This is a genomic window from Microbacterium sp. W4I4, from assembly GCF_030816235.1.
GTDB lineage: Bacteria > Actinomycetota > Actinomycetes > Actinomycetales > Microbacteriaceae > Microbacterium.
This window is the reverse complement of the sequence record NZ_JAUSXT010000001.1, coordinates 1022469-1034805: the sequence shown is the minus strand read 5'-3', so window position 1 is coordinate 1034805 and position 12337 is coordinate 1022469. Positions and strand designations below refer to the sequence as shown.

Annotated in this window: 12 protein-coding genes and 1 pseudogene; 12 read left to right on the top strand and 1 reads right to left on the bottom strand. The window is 64.2% G+C overall.

Annotation, left to right across the window (positions count from 1 at the left end; translation table 11 throughout):
- Positions 1-7: 7 nt before the first annotated feature.
- A complete protein-coding gene (locus tag QF046_RS04935) occupies positions 8-1081 on the top strand; it encodes a glycosyltransferase (RefSeq protein ID WP_307366825.1) in 1074 nt (357 codons plus the stop codon).
- Positions 1082-1313: 232 nt separating this feature from the next.
- Here QF046_RS04935 and QF046_RS18260 read toward each other — a convergent pair whose 3' ends face one another.
- The gene (locus QF046_RS18260) at positions 1314-1469 is read right to left on the bottom strand and encodes a hypothetical protein (RefSeq protein WP_373425661.1); all 156 of its coding nucleotides are present in this window, start codon (positions 1467-1469) and stop codon (positions 1314-1316) included.
- 260 nt (positions 1470-1729) lie between these two features.
- Here QF046_RS18260 and QF046_RS18255 point away from each other — a divergent pair.
- The 11 genes and pseudogenes from QF046_RS18255 to QF046_RS04880 all read left to right on the top strand — a co-directional run.
- Positions 1730-2239 (top strand): annotated as a pseudogene (locus QF046_RS18255) (LGFP repeat-containing protein); the annotation flags it as partial.
- A gap of 6 nt (positions 2240-2245) precedes the next feature.
- Positions 2246-3712: an LGFP repeat-containing protein gene (locus QF046_RS04925; RefSeq protein WP_307366821.1), complete on the top strand. Its 1467-nt coding sequence runs from the start codon at positions 2246-2248 to the stop codon at positions 3710-3712.
- A 97-nt stretch (positions 3713-3809) separates the two neighbouring features.
- Positions 3810-4724, top strand: coding sequence for an ABC transporter permease (locus QF046_RS04920; RefSeq protein WP_307366819.1), 915 nt, complete (start codon positions 3810-3812; stop codon positions 4722-4724).
- Positions 4721-5455 (top strand): ABC transporter ATP-binding protein, encoded by a 735-nt coding sequence (locus tag QF046_RS04915; RefSeq protein ID WP_307366817.1) that lies wholly within the window; start codon positions 4721-4723, stop codon positions 5453-5455. Before QF046_RS04920 ends, QF046_RS04915 begins: the two co-directional genes overlap by 4 nt.
- Positions 5452-7332 (top strand): DUF6541 family protein, encoded by a 1881-nt coding sequence (locus QF046_RS04910; protein ID WP_307366815.1) that lies wholly within the window; start codon positions 5452-5454, stop codon positions 7330-7332. The genes QF046_RS04915 and QF046_RS04910 overlap by 4 nt, the downstream gene beginning before the upstream one ends.
- Positions 7329-8060: a glycosyltransferase family 2 protein gene (locus QF046_RS04905; protein ID WP_307372719.1), complete on the top strand. Its 732-nt coding sequence runs from the start codon at positions 7329-7331 to the stop codon at positions 8058-8060. The genes QF046_RS04910 and QF046_RS04905 overlap by 4 nt, the downstream gene beginning before the upstream one ends.
- Complete coding sequence (locus QF046_RS04900; RefSeq protein ID WP_307366813.1) at positions 8057-8446, top strand: DUF2304 domain-containing protein; 390 nt, start codon at positions 8057-8059, stop codon at positions 8444-8446. The genes QF046_RS04905 and QF046_RS04900 overlap by 4 nt, the downstream gene beginning before the upstream one ends.
- Positions 8443-9645 (top strand): glycosyltransferase, encoded by a 1203-nt coding sequence (locus QF046_RS04895; RefSeq protein WP_307366811.1) that lies wholly within the window; start codon positions 8443-8445, stop codon positions 9643-9645. Before QF046_RS04900 ends, QF046_RS04895 begins: the two co-directional genes overlap by 4 nt.
- Positions 9642-10253: an acyltransferase gene (locus QF046_RS04890; protein WP_307366809.1), complete on the top strand. Its 612-nt coding sequence runs from the start codon at positions 9642-9644 to the stop codon at positions 10251-10253. Before QF046_RS04895 ends, QF046_RS04890 begins: the two co-directional genes overlap by 4 nt.
- A complete protein-coding gene (locus tag QF046_RS04885; protein ID WP_307366807.1) occupies positions 10250-11347 on the top strand; it encodes a DegT/DnrJ/EryC1/StrS aminotransferase family protein in 1098 nt (365 codons plus the stop codon). Before QF046_RS04890 ends, QF046_RS04885 begins: the two co-directional genes overlap by 4 nt.
- Positions 11347-12336 carry a Gfo/Idh/MocA family protein gene (locus QF046_RS04880; RefSeq protein WP_307366803.1) on the top strand — a complete coding sequence of 330 codons (990 nt, stop codon included), beginning with the start codon at positions 11347-11349 and terminating at the stop codon, positions 12334-12336. Before QF046_RS04885 ends, QF046_RS04880 begins: the two co-directional genes overlap by 1 nt.
- The last annotated feature ends 1 nt before the right edge of the window (position 12337 follow it).

Genomic DNA, 12337 nt, shown 5'->3' with positions numbered 1-12337 from the left:
TGTTTTCATGAGTGTGCAGTTGCGGGTCGTGCTGGATCAGGCGTCTCAGGTCGTGGATGCCGATCAGGCTCGCGCGGCGCTGTCGCTGACGGCAGGACTGGTCGCCACAGCACCGCGTGGATGCGTCGTCTCGGCGCTCCTTCCGAGGGGCGCGGACGTGTCGGTCAGCGGCGTGCAGAACGTGCGGACGCTGGGTCTTGCTCGGGCAGAACTGGCGACCACCTGGCAGATGGGATTCGCTCCCGGTGTCGGCGGGGGCCTGATCCACGCACCGAGCCTGATGGCGCCTTTGGTGAAGCACGACCGCGCGCACGACAACGACCAGATCACGGTCACACTGTGGGATCTGTGCGCTTGGGAGGCGCCGGAGTCGCTGTCGAAGACGCAGGTGGTCTGGCAGCGCGCGATGCTCAAGCGCGCGGTGAAGCATGCCGATGCGGTGGTGGTTCCCGCGCACTCCATAGGTCAGAGACTCGGCGAGATCGCCCGGTTGGGCGATCGGATCCGGGTCATCGCGGGAGCGGTTCCCGATGGCTTCCGGGTGCCGGAGAACGCCCGGTCGCGACGTGAGGCCCTGCAGATCGCCGGGCAGTACATCGTGATCTCCGGAGAAGGCGACTCGCTGACCGCGGGGTTCCGCGCTGCGGCTCGGGCGGGAGTGGATGCCGTGGTGCTGGATGCTGTGGACGGCAGCGAGCCCGCTCTGGCGGATGCCGCGGCGGCGGCCGGGCTGCCGGAGGGGCGGGCGCACATCCGTGGACACCTGGATGACGCGGATCGGGCGGCGGTGATCGGCGGTGCTGCTGCTCTGGTCGCGACCTCGGAGCGGTCCGCATGGCCCTGGCGCGCCATCGAGGCCATGGCGCTGTCGGTTCCGGTGGTCGCCGTCGACTCTGGTGTGCACCGTGACGTGATCGCCGATGGGGGAGCCGTGGTGGACGCCGCGGAGGTGTCGGATGCGGTCGGCGACGCCCTCGGCGCGGGGGAGAAGCGTCTGCGCGTGCTGGCATCCGACCGCGCCAGGGCATTCTCCTGGGCGAGCAGCGCCGAGCGGGTGTGGGCGCTGCACGCGGAACTCTGAAAGTCCGCTTCGAGGATCGCGAAACGCCGCGCGGAATCAGCCGATATTCCGCCCCACTGGCATCATCCGTCAACTTCAGTCACACTATTCACATGCATTCACGTGGCACCCGGGCTTTGGGAGCGTCTCGAACGACGCGTTGGACGACGACACTCGTGGCGGTCCTCGCCCTGATCTTCGGCACGGCGGCACCGTCTTTCGCGGCCTCTGCGCCGGCTGTCCCCGCCACTGCTCAGACCGTGGCGGGTGGTCCGGTCAAGACCTCGCTCGCCGGATTCAACGCCGGAAACATCATCAGCGACGCCGTGTTCACGAACGAGCTGACCATGACCGAGGCGCAGATCCAGACGTTCTTCAACTCGAAGGTGAAGACGTGCCGTGGGGGCATCGACGAGGACGGTCGGCCGATCGTCTGCCTGAAGGACTACAAGACCGACACGGTGAACCGACCGGCGGATACCTACTGCAAGGGATACACCGGCGCCACTGGCGAGAGCGCTGCGCGCATCATCTACCGCGTCTCGCAGTCCTGCAACATCAACCCGCAGGTGCTGATCGTCATGCTCCAGAAGGAGCAGAGCCTGGTCACCCACACCTGGCCCAGCGCCTGGCGGTACGACAAGGCCCTGGGACAGGGATGCCCTGACGATGCCGGGTGCAATCCGAAGTACGTCGGGTTCTTCTACCAGATCTACGGTGCAGCGCGGCAGATGCAGACCTATATGGAAGGGCAGGTACTTCACCTGGTACGCGCCGGGCAAGACCTGGAACATCCAGTACCACCCGAACAAGGCCTGCGGAACCGCGCCCGTCTACGTCGCCAACAAGGCGACCTCGGCGCTTTACTACTACACCCCGTACCAGCCCAATGCGGCTGCGCTGAGGGCCGGGTACGGCACGGGCGACTCCTGCTCGAGCTACGGCAACAGGAACTTCTACAACTACTTCACCGACTGGTTCGGGTCGACGCAGGTGCCTGCGTCGACGTCACCTGCAGTCACCGGGGCTATCGCGACCGAATGGCAGCGCAACGGTGGCGAGTCGGGGTCCTATGGGCTTCCGACTGCGACGGCTGTGTACGTCGCAGCGAACGGTGGAGGCTACGTGCAACAGTTCAAAGCGGGTGTGATCTGGAAGCCGTCCTCAGCGACTCGGGCGTACTCGATGGGGCTCGGACCCTATCTGACGAACTACCGCGCTGCAGGTGCGGAATCGGGAGCGTGGGGCTGGCCGATCGGTGAAGCCGAGTGTCGGCTGCGGGACGGCGGCTGCAAGATGCCATTCCAAAACGGAACTGGCTTCTACTCGCCCGAGGTCGCATCGAATCTCGTCCCTCGGGGCTTCGATGAACTGTATGAGCTCTTAGGTTCTGAGCGGAGCCGATTCGGGTATCCGAAGACGGTTGCAGTCGCAGGTCCGTCACAGGGTTACGTTCAGGATTTTCAGGGTGGAACCATCGCGTACTCGCCGGCCACGCGGTTGGTAGAAGTGTCAGGCGACACGCTCGCCACGTGGCGAGCGGCTGGTGGCGTGAACAGCCGTTATGGGTATCCGATGACCGCGATGAAATCTGTTTTGGCGAATGGTGGCGGTTTTGTGCAGGAGTTCACTGCGGGAACGGTGTGGTCGTCGTCGGCGGGCGCGTTTGCCATGGGTTTCGGGCCGTATCGCACGAACTACGTGGCGTCAGGCGGTGCAGCGGGTCGGTGGGGTTGGCCGACTGGGGATGCGGACTGCACTCTCGCCGGGCGTGGATGCTCGATGTCGTTCCAGAAGGGTGTAGCGCTCTATTCGCCGTCCACGGGTTCCGATCTTGTGTCAGCGGAGGTCGCCAAGGCCTGGACCGCCTTTGGCGGTGCCGGGGTCCTCGGGTATCCGGCGAAGGCGCAGTCGTCTGTTTCGGCGAATGGTGGCGGTTTTGTGCAGGAGTTCACTGCGGGAACGGTGTGGTCCTCGTCGGCGGGCGCGTTTGCCATGGGTTTCGGGCCGTATCGCACGAACTACGTGGCGTCAGGCGGTGCAGCGGGTCGGTGGGGTTGGCCGACTGGGGATGCGGACTGCACTCTCGCCGGGCGTGGATGCTCGATGTCGTTCCAGAAGGGTGTAGCGCTCTATTCGCCGTCCACGGGTTCCGATCTTGTGTCAGCGGAGGTCGCCAAGGCCTGGACCGCCTTTGGCGGTGCCGGGGTCCTCGGGTATCCGGCGAAGGCGCAGTCGTCTGTTTCGGCGAATGGTGGCGGTTTTGTGCAGGAGTTCACTGCGGGAACGGTGTGGTCCTCGTCGGCGGGCGCGTTTGCCATGGGTTTCGGGCCGTATCGCACGAACTACGTGGCGTCAGGCGGTGCAGCGGGACGGTGGGGTTGGCCCGCGGGAGAGGCGACTTGCCGACTGGCCAACGGCGGATGCACGATGGCTTTTCAGACCGGAGTGGTCGCCTATTCGTCGGGGACGGCGTCGCACCTCATTCCATCCGGTGCGATCTTGATTGAATGGATGAAGCGGGGCGGCACATCAAGTACCCTCGGTTACCCGATTGCGGAGGCAGTGACAAGCAACGGACTGCGCAGTCAGCGATTCGAGGGCGGACAGATCGTTTTGAACACAGTCACTGGGACGGTCACGATCCGCTGACCCGTGACGCGGACCCTGTGACCCAGTTTTTCAGCAACTCCCGCGTAGGATGTTGACGTCGTGCGTCGTGTCGTGGCGCCCGCGAAACGAGTAGGCAGTGATCGACACACGAAATATATTCCAGGCAGTCCCCCGTGCCGCGTTCACGCGTCCAGGGCAGAGCCGCGGCTTGCAAGACGTTATCCGTTGGCGCTACCTGCTTCAGCTACTGGTGCGCACTGGTGTCACGACGCGATACCGAAATTCGGTGCTCGGGTGGACATGGTCGTACGTTCGACCTGCGACCCAGTTCCTCGTCTTCTGGGTGGTCCTTGGGCTGTTCCTGAATATGAACAAGGGCATACCGAACTATGCCGTGTATCTGTTCTCCGGCATCGTGGTGATCAATCTCTTCTCGGAAGCATTTAAGAATGCGACCACCTCGATCGTGGGGAACGCGCCGCTCGTACGGAAGGTGTTCCTTCCACGCCAGCTGTTCGCCGTCTCCGCGGTCATGGTCGCGTTCGTGCATTTCCTGCCACAGATCGCTCTGCTCCTCCTCGTGTGCCTCCTGATGGGATGGGGTGCTCACATCTCGCTCCTCACGCTCGGAGCCGTCCTGGCCGGGTTGCTGATCATCATGTTGTTCGCGTTGGGACTGGGACTGTTCTTCGGCGCGATCAATGTCCGCTTCCGGGACGCTGAGAACATCGTTGAGCTGATGATTCTGCTTGCTACCTGGGCATCTCCGGTGCTGTATGCGTGGACTATGGTCGAGACCGCGGCAACGGACAAGCTGCGCTGGCCGGCCTGGCTCGTCGAGATTTACATGCTCAATCCAATCACTCAGGCCGTCGAACTGTTCCACTATGCGTTCTGGCGTCCGGTGTCCCTCGGGCTCGATGGGATGATCCGTGTTCCACCCGCACTGGGGTGGAACACGCTTTGGGCGTTTCTGATCGCAGTGGTCACCCTGCTGTTGGGACAGTTGGTGTTCCGTCGTCTCGAAGGAAAGTTCGCGCAGTACCTATGAATGCCACAGTCCTCGCACCGAGCGTCATCGTTTCAGGCGTTCATAAGATGTTCACGCTCAATCACGCCTTCTCGTTCAAGGACACCGTCGTCTCCTGGATTCGTCGTCGCAAGACGAGCTCCACATTCGAAGCGTTGAAGGACGTCGACATCGTGATCAATAAGGGCGAGTCGGTGGCTCTGCTCGGGCTGAACGGATCCGGCAAGTCGACGCTGTTGAAGCTCATCTCAGGAGTGATGCAACCTGACACCGGAGAGGTACTCACTCGGGGGCGCGTCGCAGGACTCATCGAGGTCGGCGCTGGTTTTCACCCTGACCTGTCCGGCCGTGAGAACGTCTTCCTCAACGCGGCGATCCTGGGTATGAAACGTCACGAGATCGAAGCGCGATACGACGAGATCGTCGCGTTCAGCGAGATTGAGGAGTTCATCGACCAAGAGGTCAAGCACTACTCCTCCGGAATGTTTATGCGACTTGCCTTCTCGGTGGCGATCCATGTCGAGCTCGATGTGCTCCTCGTCGATGAGATTCTCTCTGTTGGCGACGCTCCGTTCCGAGAGAAGTGCCGGGGCAAGTTTGAAGAGCTGATTGACGCTGGAAAGACCCTGGTCGTCGTGAGCCATGACGCAGCGATGGTCCGTGAGCTTTGCACGCGTGGAGTAGTCCTCAACCGCGGGAACGTCGTCTTCGACGGAGTGATCGATGCAGCCCTGGAAAGGCTCACTGAATGACCGACTGGTTGATCTTCGTCGGTGTCCTCGCTTTCGTCGCCGCGATTCTGTACCTTCCCGGTCTGGCATTCGGGGCGATCCTGCGTCTCAAGGGAGTGCTGCTTCTCGCGTGCGCGCCGATTGCGAGTGTTGCCCTCGGAGGAACCGCTGCGATCATCCTCGGATTCATCGGACTGCGCTGGAGTCTCGCATCAGCGGCGCTGTGCATTCTTGTGATGCTGGGTGGCGCCGCCGTGGTTCGCCGATTCGTTCCTCCCATCGAGGCCGCACGCCCACGATTACCGCGATACGCGCTCTGGGCTGTCGTCCTCGGCGCCATCATCGGAGGAATGGCGATGGCCGCGAGTATCGGCGATCCCTCCGCGATCTCGCAGTCCAATGACGCGGTGTTCCATCTGAACGCGCTCCGCTTCATCGATGAGACCGGCTCCGCGTCGTCTCTCGAGGTCGCTGGGATGCTCGGGGCGCATCAGTTCTATCCGGCCGGATGGCACGCGATCGTGTCCCTTTCTACGACAAGCGGAGCACCGCTGACGTTTGCGACGAATGCGATGTCGGTCTTGATCGCCGGGCCGGTGTGGACCGTCGGAGTCGTCGCCTTCACGGGGGCAGTGAGCTCGTGGCATGCACGATCGGTGGCCTTCGCCGCAACACTGGCCCCGTTGATGCTGGCCTTCCCATATTTGCCGCTTCAGTGGGGCGTCCTGTTCCCGTACGCGCTTTCGGTGGCGCTGCTGCCGACGCTGCTGGCGGTCATCGTGATCCTGGCGCGCGCGCTTTCGGGTCGGACAGGCAGCCCAGGACTTTATCTCGCAGGTAGCACCCTGGGGCTGGTCGGCATCATCGGCATCGGGCTGGCACAGCCCGCCACGATCCAGATCGTGCTGGCGGGCGTCGCGCTGGCGGGTCTCGCCGTTCTGGCCTCCCGCTGGAACTCTTCCGGTGCGCGGCGCATGTCGCTGGTGATCGGTGTGGGCGGCGCAGTGATCGCTTCCGCTCTCGGGTGGCTGCTGCTCTCGCGAGCGACTTCGGGCGTGCAGTGGGCCCCAAATCGGTCCTTGCTCGATGCTGCACTTAACGCGTTATTTAACGCACCCATCGGTCTCGCGCCCTCGATCGCCGTTAGCATCTTGGCGCTCGTCGGTGTCGTCTTCTGTCTGATCCGCGGGCACCGATGGCTGGTCGCCTTCTGGGCCGTCCTCGTGCTGCTGTTTGTCGTGGCGGCATCCGTCCATAACCCGTTCCTGCGCAGCCTGCTCTTAGGTGCGTTCTATGGTGACATACCTCGGTTCGGGGCGCTGCTGCCCGTGGCGACAATCCCGCTGGCAGCGGTCGGCGCCAGCAGTTTGACAAGTCTGGGCGGCCCGAGGCTTAGGCGCGTCGGCGGAGGCATCGCGGCGACGGCCCTGGTTCTCGCCGCCGTGGCGCAGGGCTTTGTAGCGGCAGCGTCGCCTTCACGTGCGCAGGGCTACGCGACCACGGACTCGTCGTACCTCTCCGAAGACGAGATGGAGGTCATCGACGCGTTGCCGGCAGAGGTCTCCGCGGACGAGCAGATTCTCGTCAACCCGTCCACGGGCGGGGCGTTCACATATGGGCTGACAGGCTTGGATGCCTATCCGCGTACGTGGTCACGCCCCGACGATTCGGACTTCCTCTACTTGGCGGAGCACCTGAAAGACCTGTCGACGGATTCGCGCGCCTGTAGGATCGTCGCGGATCGAGGATACGACTATGTCCTCGACTTCGGCCCCGGAGATCAGACGCCAGGAAGGTGGCTCATGCCGGGCCTGTCAGGCTTCGAGAACAGTAGCGGTTTCGAGCTGGTGGCGCGATCCGGAGACGCATCGTTGTGGAGGATCACGGAGTGCAGATGAAGGATGAACTGAGAGTCCTGATCGTAATCCCCGCGTTGAACGAGGAAGCTTCGGTGCACGATGTCGTAGACGATGTGCGCAGAACGAATCCGACGGCCGAAGTGCTGGTCGTCAGCGACGGCTCAACCGATAGGACGGTCGAGCGCGCACGAGCCGCTGGTGCCACCACGCTCGCTCTCCCTTATAACCTGGGTGTCGGCGGTGCTATGAGAGCCGGTTTCCGGTATGCGGAGAGCAACGGCTTCGACGTCGTCGTTCAGGTGGATGCCGATGGACAGCATGACCCGGCGTTCGTCCCCCGTATGCTCGACCGTCTCGCCGAGTGCGATCTCGTCATCGGTGCCCGATTCGCCGGCGTCGGAGACTATTCGGTGAGCGGTCCTCGGCGGTGGGCGATGAAGACCTTCGCGAGCGTGATCAGCCATCTGTCGGGCGTGCACTTGACCGATGTCACGAGCGGATTCAAAGTCGCGGGGCCGAGGGCGGTGCGCCTGTTCGCGCATACGTTCCCAGCAGAGTATCTGGGCGACACGCTGGAGGCCTTGGTCATCGCCGCCCGCGCTGGGCTCCGTCTGGGACAGGAGCCGGTAGAGATGCGTGTACGACAGGCCGGCGAGCCGTCCCACAACCCCATGAAGGCGGCGGTGTACCTGTTCCGTGCGGGGATGGCTATGCTCTTGGCTCTGCTCAGACCGCGAAACGAGATGTTCACAGGGGGACAGGGATGATGCCCCTGGGTCCGTATGTCATCGGCATCGTCGCGGCAGTTCTTGCGTTCGTCGCGATCGTGGAGCTGATGCGAAGGTCCACACTTCGAGAGCGCCACGCGATCTGGTGGCTCATCGGCGGTGTGCTGGCTCTAGTCATCGCCGTGTTCCCGCAGACTCTGATCTGGGCCGCCTCGGTTCTGGGGATCGCAATTCCTCTCAATCTCGTCTTCTTCGTAGCCATCGCGCTTCTGTTCCTGGTGAGCCTGCAGTACGGCGCCGAACTCACGCGTACTGAGGAGCGGATGAGAACTCTGGCGGAACAGAGTGCGTTCCATGAGGAGCGCATCAGAGCACTCGAGGAACGAGACGCCTCACGGGTCGATGAACTGAAGGAGGACGAATGAAGAAGGTCGCGAGACCTCATGTGGTTCTTGCGAGCCGACTCTTCTCGCCGGAGGTGAGCGCCGCCGCGTTCCGACTCCGGTCGTTGTCGCTCGCGCTCTCCAGCACTGCTGATGTCGAGGTCGTCACCTCCATTCCGCCAGCGCACGCGCCGCAGACCCCGGATCCGTCGGCGATTTCGATCTCTCGGGCGCGCGTGCTTCGTGATCCCGGCGGAAATGTGCGCGGGTACATCCAGTACATGAGTTTTGATGTGCCTCTCTTCTTCCGCCTGTTACGGCGCCGGTTCGATCTGGCCATCGCCGAGTCGCCTCCCACGACCGGGATGGTGGTAGCCGCCGTGTGTGCACTCAAACGGCGTCCTTTCGTGTACTACGCGGCTGATGTCTGGACGGATGGGGTGATCTCCATGGGTGCTCCCAAACCGGTCGTCGCGGTCATGCGCTGGCTGGAGCGGTCGGTCCTTCGTAGAGCGGCGCGGATACTGTCCGTCTCAGACGAAGTGACCCAGCGATTGGAACTCCTGGATGCCGCGTCGGATCGTATCTCCACCATCGGTAATGGAATCGATACGGAGGTGTTCCGTCCGGATGTCGACGGGGCGTCCACCGAGGATTACTTCGTCTATACCGGAACGCTTTCCGAGTGGCAGCGGCCCGAGCGCTTCGTCGAAGCGCTCGCGCTAATCGCGGACGACGAGCCGACCGTCGGTATTCGCTTCTACGGACAAGGAGCGCTGCTGGAACGCACAAAACAGCTAGCTGAGGAACTCGTACCGGGACGTATCGTCTTCGGTGGCGTGGTGAGTCCCGCCGAATCAGCACGGTGGATCCGGGGAGCGGTCGGGGCTCTCGTCTCCATCGTGCCCGGAATCGGTTACGACTTCGCGCGACCGACCAAGACGTACGCGGCTGCAGCCTGTGGCACTCCTGTGCTGTTCGCTGGCGCCTCGACCGGTGGCGCGCTCGTCCGGGAGAACCGCCTGGGCCTCGGCGTCGACTTCACCGCAACGGCGATCGCGGACGCAATGCGCGAACTGCTGGATCAACGCAGGAGTGGCTTGACCGAGCAACTGAGGATGACGCGCGGTCGATGGGCGGCCGACAACGTCTCACTGGTCGCTGCGGGCGAGCGCGCAGCCGATGCCACCCTCAACGTGCTTCAGGAGACCATGTCTGCGCCGAGTAGACTCGAAAAGTGAGTCATTCTGAACGCGTGCGGATCGTCGGCTCCGCTGATGTCTCGCCCGACGCTTCCATCGGAGACGGTTCCTCGATCTGGCACCTGGCTCAGGTGCGCGAAGGCGTCCGCATGGGGGAGAACTGCATCGTCGGCCGTGGTGCGTACATCGGCACCGGCGTCGAGATGGGCGACAACTGCAAGGTGCAGAACTACGCGCTCGTCTACGAGCCTGCGAAGCTCGCCGATGGCGTGTTTATCGGCCCCGCCGTCGTCCTGACCAACGACACGTACCCTCGCGCGATCAATGCTGACGGCACGCTCAAGAGCGCCCATGACTGGGAGCCTGTCGGGGTGACCATCGAGACGGGTGCGGCGATCGGCGCGCGCGCCACGTGTGTCGCTCCCGTGACCATCGGCGCGTGGGCCACCGTCGCCGCGGGCGCGGTCGTCGTGAAGGATGTTCCCGCATATGCACTCATGGCAGGCGTGCCCGCGAAGCGGATCGGCTGGGTGGGCGAGTCAGGTGTGCCCTTGGTCGCCGGCGACCATGCCGACGTCTGGGTCTGCCCTTTAACGGGCAGTCGCTACTTCGAAACCAATGGAACCCTGACCAAGGAGGCCGCGTGAGCGAGTTCATTCCCCCGGCGAAGCCGATCATCGGTGATGAGGAGCGTGCGGCGGTTGATCGTGTGATGCGTAGCGGCATGGTGGCGCAGGGGCCGGAGGTGGCGGCGTTCGAGGAGGAGTTCGCCGAGCATTTCGTGCCCGGTCGTCCTGCGGTGGCTGTGAATTCCGGGACTGCGGGTCTGCATCTGGGTCTGCTTGCGGTGGGTGTGGGTGCGGGTGATGAGGTCATCGTGCCGTCGTTCACGTTCGCGGCGACGGGGAATTCGGTGGCGTTGACGGGTGCGACGCCGGTGTTCGTGGATATCGAGCCCGAGACGTTCTCGTTGGATCCTGCGGCGGTCGCTGCGGCGATCACGCCGCGGACGAAGGGCATCCTGCCGGTGCACTTGTATGGGCACCCGGCGCGGATGCGGGAGCTTTCGGCGCTGGCCGCGGAGCGTGGTGTGGCGTTGTATGAGGATGCGGCGCAGGCGCATGGGGCGTCGTTGGATGGGCGTCCGGTGGGTTCGTTCGGTGAGTTCGCGATGTTCAGCCTGTATCCGACGAAGAACATGACCAGTGGTGAGGGTGGCATGGTGACCACGGCGACGGCGGAGATCGCCCGTCGGGTGAAGTTGCTGCGCAATCAGGGTATGGAGCGGCAGTACGAGAACGAGGTGATCGGGTTCAACGCCCGGATGACCGACATTCACGCCGCGATCGGCCGCGTCCAGCTCACGAAGGTCGACGCGTGGACGAAGACACGCCAGGCGAATGCGGCGTTCCTGGATGCGAACCTGCGCGGTGTGGTCGTGCCGCCGGTCGCGGAGGGTGCGGTGCACGTGTATCACCAGTACACGGTGCGTATCACGGAGGACCGGGACGGGTTCGTGCGGGCGCTCAAGGACGAGCATCAGGTCGGCGCGGGCGTGTATTACCCGATCCCGAACCACCGGCTGCCGTCGCTGGCGCCGTTCGCGCCGGGTCTGGAGTTGCCGGAGACGGAGCGTGCGGCCGGTGAGGTGGTGTCCCTGCCGGTGCACCCGTCGCTGTCGCAGGATGATCTGGAGCGGATCGTGACCGCAGTGAACGCGGTGGCCGGGGCGGGCGCCTGATGGCCGACGTGTTGCGGGCGGGTCTGCTGGGTGTGGGCATGATGGGTCGCCATCATGCCAGGGTGCTGCGCGAACTCGACGGGGTGGAACTCGTCGCGATCGCCGACCCCGGTGGGGACCCGCACGGGGTCGCCGGGAACCTGCAGGTCCTGCCGGACATCGAGGCGCTGATCGCCGCCGGCATCGACATCGCTGTCGTCGCGGTCCCGACCCGGTTCCATGAGGACGCGGCGCTCAAGCTCGCAGCCGCCGGGGTGCACACCCTGGTCGAGAAGCCGATCGCGCACACCCTGGAAGCCGGCGAGCGGATGGTCGACGCGTTCCGGGATGCGGGGCTGGTGGGTGCTGTCGGGCACATCGAGCGTTTCAACCCGGCGTTGCAGGAGCTGCGGCGGCGGATCGAGGCGGGAGATCTGGGTGCGGTGTATCAGGTCGTCACCCGCAGGCAGGGCCCGTTCCCGTCGCGGATCGCGGATGTCGGTGTCGCGAAGGATCTCGCCTCGCATGATGTGGATCTGACCGCGTGGGTGGTGCAGTCCGATTACGACGTCGTGTTCGCGCAGACGGCGTTCAAGTCCGGGCGTGAGTTCGAGGACATGATCACCATCACCGGGCGCACCAAGTCCGGGGTGATCGTGAACAACATCGTCAACTGGCTCTCTCCGATGAAGGAGCGTCTCACGGTCGTCACGGGCGAGAAGGGCGCCTTCGTGGCGGACACGTCCACGGGCGATCTCACCTTCTACGCCAACGGCACCATCCCGTTGGAATGGGAATCCGTGTCCTCGTTCCGCGGCGTGTCCGAGGGCGACGTCACCCGGTACGCGTTCGCGAAACGCGAACCCCTCCGTGTCGAACACGAAGCCTTCCGCGACGCCGTCCTCGGCAAGCCGACCGACGTCGTCACCATGGAACAGGGCCAGCGCACGCTGGTGGTCGTCGAGGCGGCGCTCGAGTCGGCGCGTACCGGTCAGACGATCGCGTGGTGAA